This is a genomic window from Hyphobacterium marinum (assembly GCF_036330325.1).
Lineage (GTDB): Bacteria > Pseudomonadota > Alphaproteobacteria > Caulobacterales > Maricaulaceae > Hyphobacterium > Hyphobacterium marinum.
The window spans coordinates 178,433-197,550 of record NZ_JAZDRO010000002.1 but is presented as its reverse complement, the minus strand read 5'-3'; the positions used below and the strand labels follow the sequence as shown (position 1 = coordinate 197,550).

Here is a 19,118-nt window from a genome sequence, read left to right as displayed (position 1 = left end):
GCAAATGAAGAACGGCCGGAGCATCGCCCCGACCGCTTTCATGTCTGGTTTGACGGGCGTTACTGCGCGCCGCTGCTCTCGCCAGCCTGGACGATGCGGGCCGGCGGAACGTCGCCGATCTCGGCGGCGGGGCGGGCCCCGTCGCGAATGGCGATGATCCGGTCACGCTCGGCAAAGAAGGCGTCGCGCTCGTCATCTTCCAGCGTGCGCCCGGTCGGCAGGTCGAGCGACATCGGGTTCACGCGCGTGCCATTGTGCTCGACTTCATAGTGCAGGTGCGGTCCGGTCGAGCGGCCCGTCGTACCCACATAGCCGATCACCTGGCCCTGCTGGACGCGGGCACCGGCCGTGATGCCACGGGCAAATCCGTTCAGGTGCGCATAATGGGTCGCAAATCCGTTGGAATGACGGATGCGGATGAAATTGCCGAAGCTGCCGAAACGGTTGGCACGTTCGACCACGCCATAGCCAGCCGCGTAGATCGGTGTACCGCGCGGCGCAGCGAAGTCCGTACCATAGTGGTTCCGCGAATACCCCAGGACCGGGTGGCGGCGCATGCCAAAATGCGAGGACAGGCGCGCGCCATTGATCGGTGTCATCATCAGGAGGCGCTGGGCGCTTTCGCCTTCACTGTTGTAGTAGGCGACCTGGCCGTCTTCGGTCTCAAAGCGGAAATATTCCAGCGGCTCGCCGCGCCCGGCATAGACCGCATAGAGAATGTCGCCGGTGCGCACGACCTCGCCATCGGCATCGAGATAGCGCTCGAACACCACGTCGAACCGGTCACCGGCGCGGATGGAACGCTGAAAGTCTACCGCGTAGGCAAGAATGCCGGCCAGCTCGACCACGATGCGGTCGGTGGCCCCGGCGGCCAGGGAGTCGACATAGAGGCTGGTCGTGATCGCGCCTTCGGCCCGCACGATTTCGCTGTCGAATTCGGCAACCGTCTCGCGGGCATAGTAATTGCCGTCACGGGCGCGGGAGACCGTAATCGAGCGGTCGAGGTCGGGGCGGAAGGAGAACCCTTCGAGTTGCGGGCCATCAGCCCTGGTATCAATCAGGCGCGGTGTGCCGAGATAGACGGTCAGATTTTGCCCGGCGCGCAAATATCGCACGTCAAAAATGCCGTCGAGCGACGCAATGGCTCGGCTGACATCGCCAGCTCCGGCCCCGGCATTGCCGAGTACACCGGCCAGTGTCCCGCCGGACGGGACCGTGGCTGCCACGCTTTCCACTGACGCCGGGCAGGCGATACAGGCCGCAGCGAAAATCGTGTCATCAGAGAAAATGTTGGTGACCGGAGTCCGGCCTATCTGCCCGTCATTCGCGCCGATCGTATCGGCCAGACTGACAGAAAGCTCGGGGCGTACCGCCTCGATCGCGGTATCTGGTTCCGAACCGCCGCCGCGGGTGAGGAAAATTCCGGCCAGCAGGAAGACAGAAAGCGCCAGGCTGCCGGCAATGGCTAACCCGCGGGTTCGGGCGGCGTCTGCAATGCGAACGTCGAATCCGGACATGTGATTTCCCTTAAGGGATGGCTAACGCAGTTGGTCTAGCGATAAGCAAACTTCGCGCCGTTTCTTCCGCCCTCCCCATGCGGTCGGCTGAAGCGACGCGGGACAATGACGTGACGGATAACGGTTGCCAAGACCTTACTCGCACCAGGCGAATGATGCGATAGGGCCAATCGGGAAAGAATCAGATATCGCTATGGACATGACTGAAACGCGCTTCGCCGACATGGCCCCTGAACAACTCGCCGCGCTACTTTGCGCAAGATTGTGTCACGATCTTGTCAGCCCTGTTGCCGCGCTCGGCGCGGCGCTCAGCGTGCTCGACGACGAAGATGCGGCGGACATGCGCGATGACGCGCTCGAACTGGTCCGGGAAAGCTCCCGCCAGGCCCAGGCCAAGCTGGAATTCGCCCGGCTCGCCTTTGGTGCGGGCGGCTCGGCCCCTGGTGTCATCGACAGCCTGGAACTCAAGCGTCTGGCGTCCGGTCTCTTCGCCACGGTCAAGCCCGAACTCGTCTGGAAAGTCGACGCCCCGGCGCTGGAGAAATCCGTTGCCCGCTTGCTCCTGAACCTCTGCATTCTTGGTATTGAGTCCGCGCCGCGCGGCGGCACAGTCACGGTTGAGGCGACCGAAAGTGCCGGCGGGTCGCGTCTGCGCATCATCGCCGAAGGCCCGAAAGCCAAGATCGACCCGAAACACGCCGCCGCCCTGGAAGGCATTAAGCCGGAAGACGGGTTCGATGGCCGCTCCATCCAGCCCTACTATGCCGGCCTAATCGCCCATGGCGCGGGTGGCCGTGCTACGGCAACGGCTACTGAAGACCGGGTGGAGTTCGTGGCGCTCGCTGCCCCGGCGGCGGCCGCCGCCTGAGAGCCGCGGGTATAAGCCGCTAGAGTTTTTCGCCCGGAAGGTGTGACGCCTGCCGGACCCAGTCGGCGAATTGGTCCTCATCCAGCCCGTCTTCCGGCACGTCGTAATAGCGTACGTCCGGATATTTCGACGTCTTCTCTGGCGGCGGGCTCAGCCGTGATCCGTTGAAGAAGGTCACCCGTACGAAATTCGTGAAGCAGTGGACACTCAAATACCAATGGGTGCCGTCTGGCCCGTAAAAAGGTGTATTCCACTTCACGGCCTTTTTCACGTCGGGAAGCTCACGCTCGACAATCCGGTCAATGGCCCGGCCAATTGCCTGTTTCCAGCCCGGCATGGCGTCGATATAGGCCTGAACAGGTCCGTCCCCATCGCCCTTGGGAATCTGTGGATTGCCACCCGACAGGAGCTTGGGATTCCCCGCTTCTCCAGGAGTCATCATGGCCTCCATCAATTGCCGATCCGGCATCGCACAGCAGGTCAGTCTTAAACCAGCTAAATCCTGGTTTCAAAACCCGGCGTTAACCAAACCCGTTCCAGTCTTCCTCCCCGACGCGCCAGGCCCGGCGTGAAGGGGAGTGACGGCATGAAGACCTGCCTCGTGGTGGACGATTCCCGGGTGATCCGGAAAGTCGCGAGACGCATCCTCGAAGACCTTCAGTTCGAATGCGACGAGGCGGCCGACGGGGCGAGTGCGCTCGACAAGTGCCGCCTTTCAATGCCCGACGCCATCCTGCTCGACTGGAACATGCCGGTCATGAACGGGCTCGACTTCATGCAGGCCTTGCGGAGCGAACCGTCCGGCGATCAGCCGGTCGTCGTCTTCTGTACCACCGAGAACGATATGGGCCGCATCACCGAGGCGCTGCGCGCCGGCGCGGACGAGTACATCATGAAGCCGTTCGACAGCGAGATCATCCAGTCGAAGTTCGAGGAAGTGGGCCTGATCGCCTGATACCGGAGGGCCCTGCGGCCATGATGACGCCTGAGGACATGAAATACGTTGCCGCCGAGGCCCATCGCATTGCCGGCCTCGCTATCCGTCCCAACCAGGCCTGCCTGGTCGAGCACCGGCTCGCGCCATTGGCCCGGGCCGAAGGCTTCGAAACCATTTCCGCCATGCTCGGGTCAATCCGCCGCGACGCCGATCCGCGACTGGCCAAGGCCGCCGTGGAATCCCTCGCCTGCCGCGAGAGCTGGTTCTTCCGCGACCGCAAACCCTTCGACAGTTTCCGCCAGGACATACTGCCCGTACTGGCGCGTGCCCGAGGAACCGAGCGCAAGATCCGCATCTGGTGCGCCGGGGCCGGTAATGGCCAGGAAGCCTATTCACTGGCCATGATCCTGGAAGAAGAGGCCGAGCGCCTGGGCGACATCGCCGTCGAGATCGTCGCCACCGATTTCTGCGCCCGGGCCATAGATCGCGGCCGGGCCGGGGCCTTCTCCCAGTTTGACGTCCAGCGCGGGCTCTCGATCCAGCGTCTGATCCATCATTTCGAACAGAGCGGAAAGGACTGGCGGATCTCGGCGGGCATTCGCCGCCGCGTCGACTTCCAGCAGCACAATCTGCTCGATGCCAGCGCGGCGCTTGGCATGTTCGACATGATCCTGTGCCGCAATGTCATTTCCGCAATGACGCCTGACGCCCGCAAGACCGTCCTGACCCGCCTCGGCCGCCACCTGGCCGATGACGGCTATCTCATTCTGGGTGAGGGAGAGACCGCCGCCGGCGCGGTCGACATGTTTCGCTCGGTCCGGGGCAAGCGGGGCCTATACGAAAAAGCCGCAGGTGACATCGCACAGGCCGCCTGACGCTGCAGCGGCCGCCGCCGCGCGCCGCTAGCGGTGCCATTCGTCTTTTCGCGTTTGCCGCCTGGCGCGATGGTCTGAGCAGTCTTTAACCGTCAAAGAAAAAGCCCGGGGACGGCCCGGGCTTTTCCTCGTCTCTGAAAGCGGGTGAGCGCCGATCAGGCCGCGCTGGCCGCCTTGCCTTCCGCCGGGTCGCGCAGGACATAGCCCCGGCCCCAGACGGTTTCGATATGGTGCTGGCCTTCGGTGGCCGCGGCGAGCTTCTTGCGGAGCTTGCAGATGAAGACGTCGATAATCTTCAATTCCGGCTCGTCCATGCCGCCATAGAGGTGGTTGAGGAACATTTCCTTGGTCAGGGTCGTGCCCTTGCGCAGGGAAAGCAGTTCCAGCATCTGGTATTCCTTGCCGGTCAGATGCACGCGCTGGCCATCGACCTCGACCGTCTTGGCGTCGAGATTGACCGCGATGTCGCCGGTCTTGATGATCGACTGGGCGTGGCCCTTCGAGCGGCGGATGATGGCGTGGATACGCGCGACCATCTCGTCCTTGTGGAAGGGCTTGGTCATGTAGTCGTCGGCACCGTAGCCGAGGCCGCGAACCTTGTTGTCCACGTCGGCATTGCCGGTGAGGATCAGGATCGGCGTTTCCACCTTGGCCACGCGCAGCGTCTTCAGGACGTCGAAGCCGGGCATGTCCGGCAGGTTCAGATCCAGCAAGATGATGTCGTAGTCATAGAGTTTGCCGAGATCGACGCCCTCTTCGCCGAGATCGGTTGTGTAGATGTTGAAGCCTTCGGACTTCAGCATCAGTTCGATCGATTGCGCCGTCGCGCGATCATCCTCGATCAGCAAAACCCGCATGGAATAAGCCTCCGCCCTGCTTGCCGGCCCTTCGCGAATCACCTGATCCGCCGTGCCGTCCCATGGTTAACCTTGATTGAAGGTAAGGGGAAAACCGTTAATGAAAGTTAACCGCCGATTGACTCCTTTCAGGAATCAATGAGTCCGGTTTTTTGCGGATTCGTTCCGATTGGCCTGCCCTGACTCGCAAATTGGCGTTTGCGCGCTAAGATTGCTGGAATTCAGGAGGATGGTTTCATGCGGATTGGCCTCGGAATTCTCGTGGCAGTGTTAACGGCCTGCGCCGCAAACGCGCAAAGTGCCGTCAACTGGTCGATCCTTCCCAATGTCCGCACGGGGGCACCGAACGAAGATCTGACTTTCTTCGCGACAATTGCGAATGGGTCCGATGTCGAGATGACTTGCCAGCCCCGCTTTGGCGGTTTGTTCGTTCGGCCTGGCGGTGTCTCGGGCCAGGCGCGCTTTTATACGTTTGACGGCACCGATACCGGCGCGAGTTTCAACCAGCCGGTGGCAATCCCTGCCGGGGCGGACCAGGATTTTGTTGTCTCATTGAGTACAAATCGCGCCTATGCCGGAGAGATCATTATCCCGCTTTTCTGCACCGATCCGGATAATGTGCCGCTGGACCTCCCGCGTATTCCGCTCGTCAATGATTTCAATGTCATGATCGCGCCCGGCAATCCGCCGGACATCATCATGATAACGGATACGCTGTCGCAGGACGGGGTAGCGAGGGTTGGCGAGACCGGTCCGCACGCTGCCTTGATGACTGTGGCGGCGGTCAATATCGGAGAAGACGCCACGAATGTCCGGATTCTGCCAGGCCTTAGCGGTTTTTCCACTCTGAATGACGGCATTGCGCCGACGATTTGCGAAACAGATGCCGATGGGGTCTGCAATGCAGTCGAAGCCCGTTTTGCCCAGATCGCGCTCTGGCGCGAAAATGAAATCCGCACATTTGCCGTTCGCGCCCGTGTACCGGTCGAGCTTGGTGTCCCCTTCTATCCTGATGAATTGCGCATGGATGTCGGGGCTACCGACGACGAAGTCGACTTCTATACCCCGCTGATCACGCTATTCGGCCGGTCAGGCGTAGCGATGGATGTTGAACGGCAGACCGGGACCGGCCCCACGCCGGTCCAGCAATGCAACTACGATCAGGTTGCCGATGCAGGCGGATCTTTCAGCCGCGAGGACGGGATCATTGTTTTCGACGAGCGGATCAACCCGGACGGAAATCTGTCCGGTCTCGGGTATTTCCGCCAATCGCAAAACCAGTTCGATTCACGGTTCGAAGACCTGACGCCGTTTCGGCTGGCATTGCCGGATGGCAATTCGGGTGACACCCAAATGACTGTCTTCGGTATGGGGCCAGGGTCGGCTCAGACGGATGACGATGTTGCGAACGTGAACGTTCAGACCCGCGCGGATGGCAGCCTGGTCATCAGCTGGAATGCCAATCCGGGTTTTTCCAACGATTTTGAAGTAAAGGGACGTTTGAGGTGTGCCGGCGCCCCGGCCCAACCGCGTCAACCCAGACTGTTTACGCCCGAGGCTTTGGCTGAAATTTACGATATCGATCCGTCGATCAACGGGCTCGAGCTTGAAGAGGAAATTGCCTGGCGCGAAGGTACATCGGAAGCGGAAATGGGTGAGCTGACAAAGCTGTACGGTGACCCGGCTACCAATGTCGCCGACGCCATCATGGGCGCTTTGATTATTTTTTCTGGCGGTCGCCCGGGTGGGCCGTCTCCCGGCAATCCCGACAGCAGCCAGGCTATTGCTGATGGCGACGCAATCGGAATTCTGGTGCCGTCACGGTATTCTGACCCCGAAAGCGGGGCATCGGTTATAGATTGCGCAACGCTCATGCTGACAGGCGTTCAGGAAAACGAGCAAACCGCGTCCACGCGGAATGCGAGTGTCAGCATCCTGACCCGCAGCGGCGTCGCCTTCGACGATGCCGAGGGCCAGTGTGTCCGCTAGTACAGGGGACGGGCGTGTTGCCGATCCAGGTCGCCGGCGTGGAAAGACTTGAGGGCCAAAACAGGCCTCGATCCTGCGGGTGCCGATTCTTCTGACCGTTGCCCGTGATCCGTCGTTTCGCACTGCCGTTTACCGGACCCTAACCGCGTTCGCGTAAAACCAGCGTTCAACCGGTCGAAGAATTTGACCGGACTACGGAGCGCTCGAATTCATGCTCAAGGGCCTGATCAGTCGTGTGGAAGAGCTTGACCCCCGTGTCCTGTCAGGACGCGTGACGGCGGTCAACGGGCTTTTGCTCGAGGCCGAAGGCCCCAGCGACGGCTTCGCGCTCGGTGCCCGCGCGAGTGTTGCAACCGCAACCGGTATGGCCTCCTGCGAAATTGTCGGCTTCAAGGGGCGCTCCGCCCTGATGATGCCGTTCGGCCCGCTGGAAGGTGTACGCCCCGGCGCGGAGGCGCGTCTCGACACGGCGATGGCGACCGCGCGCCCCAGCGAAGCCTGGCTCGGCCGGGTCATCGACGCCTTCTGCGAACCGCGCGACGGGCAAGGCCCTCTGCCTGAGGGCCGGATTGCCTATCCGATCAAGGGCCAGCCGCCCTGCGCCCATGGCCGCGCCCGCCTCGGGACACGCCTCGATCTCGGGGTCCGGGCGCTCAATGTCTTTGCGCCGATGCGCCGCGGCCAGCGTCTCGGCGTCTTTGCCGGCTCCGGCGTCGGCAAATCAGTGCTGATGTCGATGCTGGCGCGCGGCTCCGATGCTGACGTCATCGTCATCGGCCTGGTGGGTGAGCGGGGCCGTGAAGCACGCGAATTCGTCGAGGATGTCCTGGGCGAGGAAGGCCGCCGCCGTTCCGTCGTCATTACCGAGACCTCCGATGCACCGGCCCTGGCACGCCGTCAGGCGGCTCAGCTGACGCTGACCGTCGCCGAATATTTCCGCGACCAGGGCAAGGACGTGCTTTGCCTGATGGACTCCGTCACGCGCGTGGCGCTCGCCCAGCGCGAGATTGGCCTCGCCGCCGGTGAACCGCCGACCACGCGCGGCTATACGCCGTCCGTCTTTGCCGAGCTGCCGCGCCTGCTGGAACGCGCCGGTCCGGGACCCGCCCGCACCGATGGCGGCAAACAGGGCACGATTACTGGTCTCTTCACCGTCCTCGTCGACGGGGATGATCACAACGAGCCGATTGCCGACGCCGTGCGCGGGATTCTCGACGGTCACGTGGTGATGAGCCGCGCCATTGCCGAGCGCGGACGCTTTCCGGCGATTGACGTGCTGCGATCCATCAGCCGGACCGCGCCGGAAGTCTATGACAATGATGAAGAAGCGATCGTGCGCGAAGCGCGCCAGTCGCTCTCGGCTTATGCCGATATGGAAGAATTGATCCGTCTGGGGGCCTACGCCAGCGGATCGAACCCGGCGACAGACCGGGCCATAGCCCTCAACGAACCGTTGGAGGCTTTCCTCGCGCAGGGAAAAGACGAGGCGTCGGACATCTCCGGCAGTTTCGCGGCCCTGCGGGAGATTTTGGGTGGTGATGGAGACTTGTCATGACGCGTTCCCACGCGCCTCTGATCCGGCTGGCCCGGTTCAAGGTTGAAGAATTGCAGAAACAGCTGGCCGAAATCGACCGTGCCCGGTCCGCCCTGAACCGGCAGATCGAGCGCCTCGAAGCCTCGGTTCCCGAAGAGCAGGCCGAGGCCACGAAGTCGAAGGACGGCTTCCTGGCTTATGGGTCCTACGCTCAGGCGGTGATCAAGCGGAAGGAAAATATCCGCCTGTCACTCGACGAAGTCGACGCCCAGGCCGAAGGCATTCGTGGCCGGCTCGAAACGGCGTTCCAGGAATTGAAGAAATACGAGATCCTGGAAGAACGCCGGCTCGCCCGTGTCGAGGACGCGCTGCGCGCGTCTGAACAGGCCGAGCTCGACGAGATCGCCCAACAGCGGGCGCTGACCGCGCACTGACGTCCGGAATTACTGCGCCGTAGACGCAAACCACTGCTGGAACAGCGGTGCGGCAGCGTCGCTGTAGTAGAGCGCTTCGGGGACGTCGCGGCGGATCGCGGTATTGCGGGCGTTAAACGCCGCGAAGTCCGCCGTGTCGTGATCGGGTGAACCGTAGGCCGTCTCGAATTCGCGTTGAAGGGCATCGAGTTCGTCCGCCTCGACCAGAACCCAGACATGGGTCAGCGCCCCGTCGGCGTAGACGAATTCCGCACGGCGTTCCCCACCAAAATAGTCAAAGCCCTCACAGTCGACCTGGCGATAGCTGGTCGTGGCCAGCGGCATGGTCGCCGGGTCCAGCTCACGGACCTCGGACGCGGTGCAATGCTCGGCGATAAAGCCGGCGCTCGGCTCGACATCCTGACCGAAGGGCAGGGGATCAATCGTGATCGACGCGGGGGTCGAGAGTGCCAGGGCACTGGCAACAGCAGACATGAAAAGGGGCATGAAGCAATCCTGTTGTGGTCTTGATCGAGACCGTCAGGATGCCTCATGCCCCGTTTCCGGATGCATCAGAACTGCATTACCACTCGGTGGACCAGGTAATGTCGGCCCGGACGCCACGGCCGGCTTCGCTGACGCCAGCGAAGACGCGTTCATAGTCCTCGTCGAAGATATTATTGACAGCGGCATTCAGGGTCAGGCCGCGATCCGCGATCGGACGCCAGCTGGCATAGAGATCGACGACCGTATAGCCGTCACGCTCCTGGGCCGGTGTGGCAGTCTTGTCGAACTCTCCGGCGAATTCACCACGAGCACCCAGCGTCAGGCGTTGGGCGTCCATCCGCCACCGTGCGTCCACGAAGAGGCGCAGCGGCGTCAGGGCACCGACCGGCGCACCCGTCGCGTCATCCGAGCCATCGGTTTCCGACAGCGAAGCCGACAAAGAGAAGGGGCCGGACCGGTAATCGGCCAGGATTTCAAATCCTTGCAGCGTGGCGTCGGCGACGTTCGCGCTGTTCGTGGTTCCGGCCGAACAAGGCAGGAAGGTCGGCGGTGCGAAACAGGTCGGATCAAAGGCGAAGTTGACGAAGAGGTTGATCAGATCTTCGGCCTGGGTCTCGAAAACCGAGGCCTTGATTTCCAGCCTGTCGCCATCACGGGCCATGTCCCGGAAATTCAGACCAAAGCCGGCTTCGATCGTCTCGGTGTTCTCCGGGCGAAGGTTCGGATTGGCGATGAATTCGTTGGTAATAAAGACCGGGGCACCCAGGATCGGGTGCGGCAGCGAGAAGTGCGTGCCGTCCAGATAGATCTCGTTGACTGAGGGAGCGCGGAAAGCCTGCGCCCAGTTGGTGAAGAGCAGGAAAGTGTCGTTCGGCGCATAGCTGACGCCAAAACGGCCGGACGTCTGGGAATCCTCGTTCGACGCGATACCGGTCGTCTCGCTTTCGTAATTGTCGAAACGGACCCCCGGCAGAAGCACGAACTCGCCCGGCAGGCCGAAAGGAGCGGCTCCGGTGAGCTCCAGCTGGGCGAATACGCCCTGGAAGCTGGTGGACGCATTGGGTACACCGCCGCGCACACCGCCCGCGGCCGCGCTGTCAAAGCCGGTCTGCTCGTCTTCATACATCTCACCGCCGACGGTTAGGCCGGCATCCATCGCGCCGAGCGCAAACTCAAAGCGCTGATCGGCCCGCACGCCCCAGCTGTCGAGCTGGCGGTCGACGATGCGGCCGCCGACAGTCTCGGTCTCTTCGACGCCCGATTGCGTGTTGAAGAGAGTGATATCGAGATCAAGCCAACGCGAGCTCGCCGGCGCAATCTGGGCCCGAAGCTGAACCGTGTCGCTGGTGATGTCCTTGTTCACCAGCGGGTTGAGGCCACCAACGCCAGCATTACCCTGGCCATTGTTCGGCTCGGTCGCATCGGCGCGAATGGTCTGCCACGACACTTCGCCGGTGACGCCGGGCGACAGCTCGGCACCGACCTTGAACAGGCCGGAGAGCGAGGAGTCATCAGCCGGCAGGTCATTGCCGGACCCAAGGCGGATATCGCCAGACTCGCGGGATGACAGGTGCGCCAGGCCCTGCAGGGCACCGGAACGCCCGAACACGGTCAGGCCGGCACGGATTTCGCCGTCAACACTGCGTCCGCCGAGCGTGGCGCGCAGGCCACCCGAAGCGTCGTCGGACAGGAGATCGTCGGCATTGGCCGTCCGCAGGGCGATGACACCGCCCGACGCACCCGAGCCGTAAAGGGCTGATGCCGGGCCGCGAACCACGTCGACGCCGACGATCAGAGCCGGGTCAACGAAGGCGACGCCGTCATGCGCGGAATTGAAATTCTGCCGCGCACCATCAAGCAGGATGGTCACGTTCTCGCGCGACTGACCGCGCAGCGTGATGGTCTGACCGGTGCGGCGCGGTCCGCCAGAGACCTCGACGCCGGGCACTTCCCGGAGCAGCTCGTCGAGCGTCGAGGGATCAGTCAGTTCGATGGTTTCCGCGTCGATGACACTGGCCATGCCCGGATAGTCGAAGGCCGGGATTTCTGTACGCGTCGCGCTGACAATGACGACGTCGCGTTCCGCTTCCTCTAGTTCGGTGTCAGCGTCCTGGCCATAAGCCAGGCCCGTTGCCAATTGTGCCAGCACCAATGTGCTCGCGGCCCATACCCATACATTGCGTTGCGTCATCCTGCCGCCCCTCTTGGTTTCGATATTGCGAATGCTTCTCAATCGCCCTATACGCTCCTTGCCACTTGCATTTCGCTAATGCAAGTGAGAATCATACGCAGGAATTTTGAAACCGCAGCAGGCGGGCTTGGGCAGGAGACTTCTATGAAACCGGTATTTTTGGGCCTGGTGGCCCTGGCATCGCTGACGGCAGCATGCGCAACGACGAGCAATTCGGGCGATATGGCAGGTGCGGTACCGGCCGCGCAGCCGGTCCATACCGAAGCTGAATTCCAGCGCGACCGCGAGGCGATTCTCGCGATGACCGGGGAATACGATGTCGTCTTCGACTTCCGTGAGATGTTCGCGCTGCAGGAAGGATACGAGCTGGCGGACCCGAAAGTTTCCGGGGCGTACGAAGTCGTCCGCGTGATCGAGGACCGGGGTGATTTCATTTCGCTCCAGCATTTCCTGCTCGTCGGCGATGAAGACGAGCCGATGGTGATCAAGCACTGGCGTCAGGACTGGCAATACGAGCCGGCCCGCGTGATGGATTTCCTGGGCAATGACGACTGGGCGATGCGTGATGTCGCCGCGGCCGACGCTGCAGGAGCGTGGTCGCAAAGTGTCTATCAGGTTGATGACAGCCCCCGCTATGGCGCGGTCGGTCGCTGGGTCCATGACAATGGTATCTCGACCTGGGAACCGCCGGTTTCCCGCCGCCCCCTGCCGCGCCGTGATGACACGACTCGGTCAGATTATCAGGCGATCGCCGCGGTCAACCGCCATGTCATCACGCCCTGGGGCTGGGTGCATGAGCAGGACAACACCAAGATCATCATCGACGGGAATGGCGAGCGTCCGCTGGTCCGTGAAGTCGGTGTGAACACCTATGCCCGCACCGACCTCGCGCATGACAGCGCAGCGGACGAGTATTGGGCGGCCACCGCCGACTACTGGACGCAGGTCCGGTCCTGGTGGGACATGCTTGAAGCGACCGCTGACGAATTCCATGTCGAGGATGATGCCGATGGCACGCTGCTCTATGGCCCGATGCTCAATGCCTCGATGCGCATTGCCTTCGGTACCAGTGACACCGAAGCTGCCTGGGAAGAAACCGAAGATCTGTTCGCGTCGCAGGTGACGGTGAATGGCGCGCCGGTCGATGCGGATACCTACCAGACCGCGGCCCGGTAACGGCACGTACCAATCAGCCAAAAATCGGCCCCTGGACTTGGTCCAGGGGCCTTAATTCTAGCTCTCATTTTGTCATCCCGGCCAACCCCGGACTTGTCTCGGGGGCAGAGCCGGGATCCGAAACCGGGTGCGCCTTTCGTTCAAGATCCCGGCTCATGCCGCTTCGCCGCATGGCCGGGATGACAGCCGATTTATCAGGAATGAGACGCGGCGATGCTAGCGCCGTCCCCATCTCACCTTCGCCGCGAACAAAAGTCCGATGGCGAGGAAGTAGATGAAGATGCGGGCGAGGACCGCCAACCCGCTGGAATCCAGGCGGGCGAGCATCAGATCGAAAGCGAAATCGGGCGGCGTTCCGGTCGCGACGCGCCAGAAGAAGGGCGAGATCGTATCGGCGATGAAGGCGAGGCCCACCACGACCGGTAGCTGGGTGATACGGCGCATCATCAACGCGCCGACAATCGCCCACAGGATGATCATCCACCAGTCGAACCCGGTGAAGCTCGCGGTCAGCCTGTCGAAGAGCGCCTCCATGGCCCGACCCTACGCCGCTTTTTTCGTCTGGGCGAGGCCAGACGCGAGGCTGACGAGATCGGTTGCCACGATGGAGTCCGGGAAAAGCGCGGATGGGAGTTGCTGGGCCCGGATTGATTCCGGCACGCGTTTGTCGCGCCGGATGATCCCGGCCAGCGGTGGCGCGAAGCTGAGGAAACTCTCGCAGGTCTTGCGGAAGGCGGCATAGGCGTTGCGCGCGGCCTCGTCCGACGGCGCATTGTTGACCACCACGACCGGCGAGGCCCCGTCATCGCGCCGGCGCAGCGTCTTCACGAAGGCATAGGCGTCGGTCAGCGAGGTGGGCTCGTCATTGATGACGATGATCACATCGTCGGCGGCAAGCGCCAGGCGGATGGTCGAATGGTCGGCCCCGGCGGCAAGATCGAGAATGGCCCGGTCATAGGAGAGGGCGAGGGCGGCCAGCCCCGTCGCAAGTTTGTTGACCGCATCGCGCTTCAGATTGGCGAGATTGCCCGATCCCGAACGCCCGGAAATGACATGAAACCCGCCCTTCTCGAACGCGCCGCCGAGGACGGGCACTGCGGCGTCTTCCAGCAGCACCTCACCGGAAAGAACCGCGGCGAGGTCGGCGTCCGGGTTGAGACCCAGCTGAACATCAACATTCGCCATCCCCAGATCTCCATCGACCAGGAGGGCGCGCTCGCCCGCCATCGAGAAAGCATGGGCGAGCCCGGCGGAGAGGACGGTCTTGCCGACCCCGCCCTTGCCGGAGGCGACGGCCAGGATGCGGCCCGCAGGAGCGAAGGGAGACAGGCTCATGCTTCATCCTCCATGACCGACAGGTCTTCGGGCAGTTCGCGTTCGTCGAGCAGCGCGCGGGAAATCCGCAGCGGCGTCGCCGGGGCAAGCGCCGAACCGATATACGGGCTTGCCGAGATCTGGGCGTAGGCGAGCCCGGCTTCCCCGACACCGATGATCGCGCCCTGGCGGCGCGAGGTGTCAAGCTTGGTCAGGATCACCCGGCGCGCGCCGATTGCGCCAAACATGGCCGCCACGTCGTCGGCGTCTTCAGGCGCGATTCCCGCCTCGATGACAGGGAGAATTTCGGCTTCCGCCGCAGCGGCGAAGGCGGTGACCATGTCGAGGTCTTCGAGATCGAACGGATTGCTCGCCGGCGCGTCGATCAGGATGGAACCGGTCTCGCTCGCCGTGACAAGGCGTTCGAGATCGCGCGGATCATCGACCGCCTCGCAAGGCAGTTGCAGCTTACTGGCGAGCGTGCGCAGGCGGGCTTCCGCACCGGCACGTTCCGGATCGGCGCAAACGAGCAACGGCTGTCCGCCTTCGGCAACGGCGCGCGCAGCGATCTTGGCCAGCGCAGACGTCTTGCCCGCACCCGGCGCTCCGGCGAAGAGCAGGGGCAGGGCGGGAACCGGTTCAATGGGCCGGAAGCCGTAACGGGCCTCCAGCGCCTGCGCGAGCGCGGCGGGGGCCATGGCATCGTCATAGGCACCGGCGGCGCGTGCCAGCGCCTCGGCGGCATGTTCGGGTGCGCGGTGAAAGCCGAGTGCGGCCAGGATCCGTTCGCTGGCTTCGGCAGGTTCGCCCGAAGCAACGGGGCGCTGGGCCGATTTCAGACGCGGCGCTTCGCGGACATCGCCCTGACGCGGCCCTTCGGCCGCCGCGCGCACTTCTACCCCGCCGCCGCGCGCATCGCCGGTCGAGACAATGACAGCGTCCGACCCGAGATCACGACGCACCAGCGCCATCGCCTCGGTCAGGTTGGGAGCGTTATAGGTGCGCAGACGCATGACCTAGATGTGCCCCATCGTTTTCAGCCGCGCGGTCGGGTGGATTTCGTTCTGGCTCATCACGGTCGTGGAGGGGCGGAAGCGCTCCACCAGCGAACGGACATAGGGACGGATCGCCGGGCTGGTCAGCATGACCGGGCTTTGCCCCTCTTGCGCCGCGCGTTCAAAGGCATCCCGCACAGCGGCGACGAATTCATGCAGTTTCGACGGGGCCAGGGCCAGTGTGCGCCGCTCGCCGTCGCCAATCATCGCTTCGGCGAAGGCCTGCTCCCAGTGCGGGGACAGGGCGAGGACCGGCATGTCACCGGCCGGCGACTTGTTGGCGTGGCAGATCTGGCGGGCGAGGCGGCCGCGCACATGCTCAGTGATGGCGTCGAGATTCTGGCTGTGCGCGCTGGCCTCGGCGATACCTTCCAGGATTGTCGGCAGGTCGCGGATCGAGACGCGCTCGCGCAGCAGTGACTGCAACACGCGCTGGATACCGGCGCGGGTGATCTGAGACGGCGCGATGTCGTCGACCAGCTTGCGATGTTCCTTCGACAGCCCGTCGATCAGTTTTTCGACCTCGGCATAGGAGAGGAGGTCGGCCATGTGCTCGCGCAACACCTCGGTCAGGTGCGTGACAAGGACGGCGGCGGGATCGACGACAGTATAGCCACGGAAGACGGCTTCCTCGCGCAGGTTCTCCTCGATCCAGGTGGCGGGCAGGCCGAAGGCCGGTTCCTTCACATGATCGCCCGGCAGGTCGATCTGCGTACCCTGCGGGTCCATGACGAGGAGGTGCTTCAGTCGCACTTCGCCCTTGCCGGCCTCCATCTCTTTGACGCGCAGCACATAGTCGTTCGAGCCGAGACGCATATTGTCGACGATACGGACAGACGGCGTCACGAAACCGGTCTCCTGCGCCATGGTTCGGCGCAGGGCGCGGATCTGGTCGGTCAGGCGGCGGCCTTCGACATCATTGATCAGCGGCAGAAGCGCGTAGCCGAGTTCGATCTTCAGCTCGTCCATGGCCAGCGTCTCACCGATGGGCGCTTCGGCGGGTTCGGAGGCCGCAGCCTCGTTTTCGGCGGCGCGGGCGGCTTCCTCTTCCTCGACCACACTTCGCTTGTTGGCGGCCCAGGCAAGCCCGCCCGCTCCGGCGGCCATGAACGCGAAGGGAATAAGCGGCATTCCGGGCAGGAGACCGATGATCAGGGCGCAGCCCGACACCATGCCGAGCACCTGCGGGCTGCCGGCGAGCTGTGTGACGAGGGCCTTGTCGGCCTGGCCTTCCACGCCGGCCTTGGAGACGAGCAGACCGGCGGCGACTGAGACGATCAGGGCCGGGATTTGCGAGACGAGGCCGTCGCCGATGGTCAGGGTCGAGTAGGTGTTGGCGGCGGTGGAGAAATCCATACCGGACTGCGCCACGCCGATGATCATCCCGGCGATGAGGTTGATCGCGGTGATGAGGATACCGGCGACGGCATCGCCGCGAACGAATTTCGACGCACCGTCCATCGCGCCGAAGAAGTTGGACTCGCCTTCAAGGTCCTTGCGGCGCTGGCGGGCCTCGTCCTCGGTGATGAGACCGGAGGAGAGATCGGCATCAATCGCCATCTGCTTGCCGGGCATGGCATCGAGGGTGAAGCGCGCCGCGACTTCCGCGATCCGGCCCGAACCCTTTGTGATGACCACGAAATTCACGATCACCAGGATGATGAAGACGATGATGCCGATGACGACATTGCCCTGCATCACGAAGGCCCCGAAGGCCGCGATGATGTCGCCGGCCGCGTCAGTACCTTCTGCGCCGTTCGACAGGATCAGGCGCGTCGAGGCGATGTTGAGCCCCAATCGTAATAGCGTCGTGATCAGAAGGACTGACGGGAAGGCGGAAAACTCCAACGGCTTCTTGATGAAGAGTGCCGTCATCAGCACGAGGACGGAAATCGAGATCGAGATGGCCAGTGCCATGTCGAGCAGGATGCGCGGCATCGGCAGGATCAGCATGACAAGGATCGCGAGAATCCCGACGGCGAGCGCGACATCGCCGCGCATCACCCGGTTTAAGAGACCGCGTGCATCAAATCCTGTGCCGCCAGTGGCGGCATTGGGGGCTGGAGTGTCAGCCAAGCCGTTGAATCCTTATCAGGCTGCGCCGCGTGTTTCGCCCGGAGCCGGGATGGAGACGCCCTGCTCGGTATAGAGTTTCAGCTTGTTGCGCAGGGTCCGGATCGAGATGCCGAGGATGTTCGCGGCATGCGTCCGGTTGCCGAGACAATGGTCGAGCGTGTCGAGGATCAGACCCTGTTCGACCTCCGCCACCGTCTTGCCGACCATGCGCTGAACGCCTTCCGCCGTTTCGGCTGCCCGTTGGGCGACACCGCTTGCCGGCGCTGCGCCGAACAGCGAGCCGTCCGGCATGCGGATGGCTTCCGGACCAATGGAGTCGCCCGAAGCGAGCAGCACCGCGCGGTGCATGGCGTTTTCCAGTTCACGCACATTGCCCGGCCAAGAGCGGGCGAGGAGGGCGGTGCGTCCGGCTTCAGAGATCGGGCGGTTGCCGACACCATTCGCCGCCGCGTATTTGCGGGCAAAATGCTCGGCCAGCGCCACAACGTCTGCCGGGCGCTCGCGCAGGGGCGGCAGCGCCAGATTGACGACGTTGAGGCGGAAGAGGAGGTCTTCACGGAAGCTGCCTTCGGCGACGGCCTTCCGCAGATCGCGGTTGGACGTGGCGATGACGCGGATATTGACCTTCACCGGCTGCGAGCCACCGACGCGGTCGATCTCGCGTTCCTGCAGGGCTCGCAGCAGCTTGGCCTGGAGACGGGCATCCATTTCGGAAATTTCGTCGAGCAGCAGCGTGCCGCCATCGGCTTCCTCGAACTTGCCGATCCGGCGCGCGACGGCCCCGGTGAACGCGCCCTTCTCGTGACCGAAAAGCTCGGATTCCAGGAGGTTTTCCGGAATCGCGGCGCAGTTGACCGAGATGAAGGGTTTTGCCGCGCGCTTTGACTTGGAATGGACGTAACGCGCCATGACTTCTTTACCGGACCCGGACTCACCCGTGATCAGGACCGAGGCTTCCGACGGGGCGATCTTGTCGGCCAATTCGATGACATTGGTCATCGACGGATCGCGGGCAATCATCGGCCGTTCGTCGTCGGCGACGGCCTGCAGCACGGCGGCAATCAGTTCCGCGTCGGGCGGTAGCGGGATGAATTCCTTCGCCCCGGCCCGGATGGCGGCGGCGGCCATGTCCGGCGTGATGTTCACACCGCAGGCGACGATCGGCACCGTGATCCGTTCCGCCTCGTTCGACGCGATCAGCGCGGCGATGTCGAGGGCCGCATCGACCATCATCAAATCCGCCCCGCGCCCGGCGCGAAGGTGGTTGGTGGCCTGGGAAATCGTGTCGACCTGGGCGACTTTCGCCCCGCGGTCCATCGCGATCTTGGTGGCGGCGTGGAGTTGCCCGCCGAGGCTTCCGACGATCAGCACTCGCATGGCTTATTTCTCCTCTGACGGCAGGTCGTGGCGGACGGTCATTGGCTGTCTCCGTCCTTGATGATTTCGGTCATGGTCACGCCCAGGCGCTCGTCGACAACGACGACTTCGCCCCGCGCGACCAAGCGATTGTTCACATAGATATCAATGGCTTCGCCAACCTTGCGGTCGAGTTCGACGACCGAGCCGGACTTCAGCTTCAACAGCGAATTGATGTCGATATGGGTCTTGCCGAGTACGGCCGAGACATTGACCGGGACATCAAAGACCGGCGTCAGGTCGCCGGCGGTCTTCTCGTCCTCGTCGGCCAGTGTCGCAACGCTGCCGCCAGCGGGCGGCTTGGTCGCCGGCACCGGGGCCGCGTCGGCGTCGGGCTCGTTGCCGTCGAATTGCGGCAGGTCGAGATCACTGTCTTCAGACATCATGCGTCTC

General features: G+C 63.4%; 18 protein-coding genes. 7 read left to right on the top strand and 11 right to left on the bottom strand.

Annotated features, from left to right (window positions below):
- Positions 1 to 59: 59 nt before the first annotated feature.
- Positions 60 to 1,517 (bottom strand): M23 family metallopeptidase, encoded by a 1,458-nt coding sequence (locus V0U35_RS05945; protein WP_330195757.1) that lies wholly within the window; start codon positions 1,515 to 1,517, stop codon positions 60 to 62.
- Positions 1,518 to 1,716: 199 nt separating this feature from the next.
- Here V0U35_RS05945 and chpT point away from each other — a divergent pair, with 199 nt between their 5' ends.
- Positions 1,717 to 2,385 carry a histidine phosphotransferase ChpT gene (gene chpT, locus V0U35_RS05940; protein ID WP_330195756.1) on the top strand — a complete coding sequence of 223 codons (669 nt, stop codon included), beginning with the start codon at positions 1,717 to 1,719 and terminating at the stop codon, positions 2,383 to 2,385.
- Between the two features lie 19 nt (positions 2,386 to 2,404).
- On the opposite strand, the gene V0U35_RS05935 is transcribed toward chpT, so the two are convergent.
- A complete protein-coding gene (locus V0U35_RS05935) occupies positions 2,405 to 2,836 on the bottom strand; it encodes a DUF1801 domain-containing protein (RefSeq protein WP_373696375.1) in 432 nt (143 codons plus the stop codon).
- 135 nt (positions 2,837 to 2,971) lie between these two features.
- On the opposite strand from V0U35_RS05935, the gene V0U35_RS05930 reads away from it, so the two are divergent.
- Both V0U35_RS05930 and V0U35_RS05925 read left to right on the top strand, forming a co-directional pair.
- A complete protein-coding gene (locus V0U35_RS05930) occupies positions 2,972 to 3,340 on the top strand; it encodes a response regulator (RefSeq protein WP_330195754.1) in 369 nt (122 codons plus the stop codon).
- Positions 3,341 to 3,360: 20 nt separating this feature from the next.
- On the top strand, positions 3,361 to 4,197 hold the full coding sequence (locus V0U35_RS05925) for a CheR family methyltransferase (RefSeq protein ID WP_330195753.1): 837 nt from the start codon (positions 3,361 to 3,363) through the stop codon (positions 4,195 to 4,197).
- A gap of 155 nt (positions 4,198 to 4,352) precedes the next feature.
- On the opposite strand, the gene ctrA is transcribed toward V0U35_RS05925, so the two are convergent.
- Positions 4,353 to 5,054, bottom strand: coding sequence for a response regulator transcription factor CtrA (gene ctrA / locus V0U35_RS05920; protein WP_330195752.1), 702 nt, complete (start codon positions 5,052 to 5,054; stop codon positions 4,353 to 4,355).
- 237 nt (positions 5,055 to 5,291) lie between these two features.
- On the opposite strand from ctrA, the gene V0U35_RS05915 reads away from it, so the two are divergent.
- From V0U35_RS05915 to fliJ, 3 genes are all read left to right on the top strand, one after another.
- Positions 5,292 to 7,043, top strand: a complete 1,752-nt coding sequence (locus V0U35_RS05915; RefSeq protein WP_330195751.1) for a hypothetical protein — start codon at positions 5,292 to 5,294, stop codon at positions 7,041 to 7,043.
- A 211-nt stretch (positions 7,044 to 7,254) separates the two neighbouring features.
- On the top strand, positions 7,255 to 8,598 hold the full coding sequence (gene fliI / locus V0U35_RS05910; RefSeq protein WP_330195750.1) for a flagellar protein export ATPase FliI: 1,344 nt from the start codon (positions 7,255 to 7,257) through the stop codon (positions 8,596 to 8,598).
- Positions 8,595 to 9,011 (top strand): flagellar export protein FliJ, encoded by a 417-nt coding sequence (gene fliJ, locus V0U35_RS05905; RefSeq protein WP_330195749.1) that lies wholly within the window; start codon positions 8,595 to 8,597, stop codon positions 9,009 to 9,011. Before fliI ends, fliJ begins: the two co-directional genes overlap by 4 nt.
- A 9-nt stretch (positions 9,012 to 9,020) precedes the next feature.
- On the opposite strand, the gene V0U35_RS05900 is transcribed toward fliJ, so the two are convergent.
- Together V0U35_RS05900 and V0U35_RS05895 are read right to left on the bottom strand one after the other, a co-directional pair.
- Positions 9,021 to 9,497, bottom strand: coding sequence for a hypothetical protein (locus V0U35_RS05900; RefSeq protein WP_330195748.1), 477 nt, complete (start codon positions 9,495 to 9,497; stop codon positions 9,021 to 9,023).
- Between the two features lie 76 nt (positions 9,498 to 9,573).
- Positions 9,574 to 11,688, bottom strand: coding sequence for a TonB-dependent receptor domain-containing protein (locus tag V0U35_RS05895; RefSeq protein ID WP_330195747.1), 2,115 nt, complete (start codon positions 11,686 to 11,688; stop codon positions 9,574 to 9,576).
- A gap of 144 nt (positions 11,689 to 11,832) precedes the next feature.
- Here V0U35_RS05895 and V0U35_RS05890 point away from each other — a divergent pair, with 144 nt between their 5' ends.
- Complete coding sequence (locus V0U35_RS05890; protein WP_330195746.1) at positions 11,833 to 12,864, top strand: DUF6607 family protein; 1,032 nt, start codon at positions 11,833 to 11,835, stop codon at positions 12,862 to 12,864.
- Positions 12,865 to 13,080: 216 nt separating this feature from the next.
- On the opposite strand, the gene V0U35_RS05885 is transcribed toward V0U35_RS05890, so the two are convergent.
- From V0U35_RS05885 to fliN, 6 genes are read right to left on the bottom strand one after another with little or no spacing between them, the layout of a single operon-like run.
- Complete coding sequence (locus V0U35_RS05885) at positions 13,081 to 13,398, bottom strand: hypothetical protein (RefSeq protein ID WP_330195745.1); 318 nt, start codon at positions 13,396 to 13,398, stop codon at positions 13,081 to 13,083.
- 9 nt (positions 13,399 to 13,407) lie between these two features.
- Positions 13,408 to 14,199 (bottom strand): nucleotide-binding protein, encoded by a 792-nt coding sequence (locus V0U35_RS05880; protein WP_330195744.1) that lies wholly within the window; start codon positions 14,197 to 14,199, stop codon positions 13,408 to 13,410.
- Complete coding sequence (locus V0U35_RS05875) at positions 14,196 to 15,191, bottom strand: flagellar biosynthesis protein FlhF (RefSeq protein WP_330195743.1); 996 nt, start codon at positions 15,189 to 15,191, stop codon at positions 14,196 to 14,198. The genes V0U35_RS05880 and V0U35_RS05875 overlap by 4 nt, the downstream gene beginning before the upstream one ends.
- A 3-nt stretch (positions 15,192 to 15,194) precedes the next feature.
- Positions 15,195 to 17,309 carry a flagellar biosynthesis protein FlhA gene (flhA, locus tag V0U35_RS05870; RefSeq protein WP_330195742.1) on the bottom strand — a complete coding sequence of 705 codons (2,115 nt, stop codon included), beginning with the start codon at positions 17,307 to 17,309 and terminating at the stop codon, positions 15,195 to 15,197.
- A gap of 15 nt (positions 17,310 to 17,324) precedes the next feature.
- Positions 17,325 to 18,686, bottom strand: a complete 1,362-nt coding sequence (gene flbD, locus V0U35_RS05865; RefSeq protein WP_330195741.1) for a sigma-54-dependent transcriptional regulator FlbD — start codon at positions 18,684 to 18,686, stop codon at positions 17,325 to 17,327.
- 38 nt (positions 18,687 to 18,724) lie between these two features.
- The gene (fliN, locus tag V0U35_RS05860; protein ID WP_373696374.1) at positions 18,725 to 19,111 is read right to left on the bottom strand and encodes a flagellar motor switch protein FliN; all 387 of its coding nucleotides are present in this window, start codon (positions 19,109 to 19,111) and stop codon (positions 18,725 to 18,727) included.
- Positions 19,112 to 19,118 lie beyond the last annotated feature (7 nt).

Bases quoted from the DNA above. Each gene is read 5' to 3' on its own strand.
- V0U35_RS05945 (WP_330195757.1), bottom strand. From the start codon at position 1,517: ATGTCCGGATTCGACGTTCGCATTGCAGACGCCGCCCGAACCCGCGGG.
- chpT (WP_330195756.1), top strand. From the start codon at position 1,717: ATGACTGAAACGCGCTTCGCCGACATGGCCCCTGAACAACTCGCCGCG.
- V0U35_RS05935 (WP_373696375.1), bottom strand. From the start codon at position 2,836: ATGGAGGCCATGATGACTCCTGGAGAAGCGGGGAATCCCAAGCTCCTG.
- V0U35_RS05930 (WP_330195754.1), top strand. From the start codon at position 2,972: ATGAAGACCTGCCTCGTGGTGGACGATTCCCGGGTGATCCGGAAAGTC.
- V0U35_RS05925 (WP_330195753.1), top strand. From the start codon at position 3,361: ATGATGACGCCTGAGGACATGAAATACGTTGCCGCCGAGGCCCATCGC.
- ctrA (WP_330195752.1), bottom strand. From the start codon at position 5,054: ATGCGGGTTTTGCTGATCGAGGATGATCGCGCGACGGCGCAATCGATC.
- V0U35_RS05915 (WP_330195751.1), top strand. From the start codon at position 5,292: ATGCGGATTGGCCTCGGAATTCTCGTGGCAGTGTTAACGGCCTGCGCC.
- fliI (WP_330195750.1), top strand. From the start codon at position 7,255: ATGCTCAAGGGCCTGATCAGTCGTGTGGAAGAGCTTGACCCCCGTGTC.
- fliJ (WP_330195749.1), top strand. From the start codon at position 8,595: ATGACGCGTTCCCACGCGCCTCTGATCCGGCTGGCCCGGTTCAAGGTT.
- V0U35_RS05900 (WP_330195748.1), bottom strand. From the start codon at position 9,497: ATGCCCCTTTTCATGTCTGCTGTTGCCAGTGCCCTGGCACTCTCGACC.
- V0U35_RS05895 (WP_330195747.1), bottom strand. From the start codon at position 11,688: ATGACGCAACGCAATGTATGGGTATGGGCCGCGAGCACATTGGTGCTG.
- V0U35_RS05890 (WP_330195746.1), top strand. From the start codon at position 11,833: ATGAAACCGGTATTTTTGGGCCTGGTGGCCCTGGCATCGCTGACGGCA.
- V0U35_RS05885 (WP_330195745.1), bottom strand. From the start codon at position 13,398: ATGGAGGCGCTCTTCGACAGGCTGACCGCGAGCTTCACCGGGTTCGAC.
- V0U35_RS05880 (WP_330195744.1), bottom strand. From the start codon at position 14,199: ATGAGCCTGTCTCCCTTCGCTCCTGCGGGCCGCATCCTGGCCGTCGCC.
- V0U35_RS05875 (WP_330195743.1), bottom strand. From the start codon at position 15,191: ATGCGTCTGCGCACCTATAACGCTCCCAACCTGACCGAGGCGATGGCG.
- flbD (WP_330195741.1), bottom strand. From the start codon at position 18,686: ATGCGAGTGCTGATCGTCGGAAGCCTCGGCGGGCAACTCCACGCCGCC.
- fliN (WP_373696374.1), bottom strand. From the start codon at position 19,111: ATGATGTCTGAAGACAGTGATCTCGACCTGCCGCAATTCGACGGCAAC.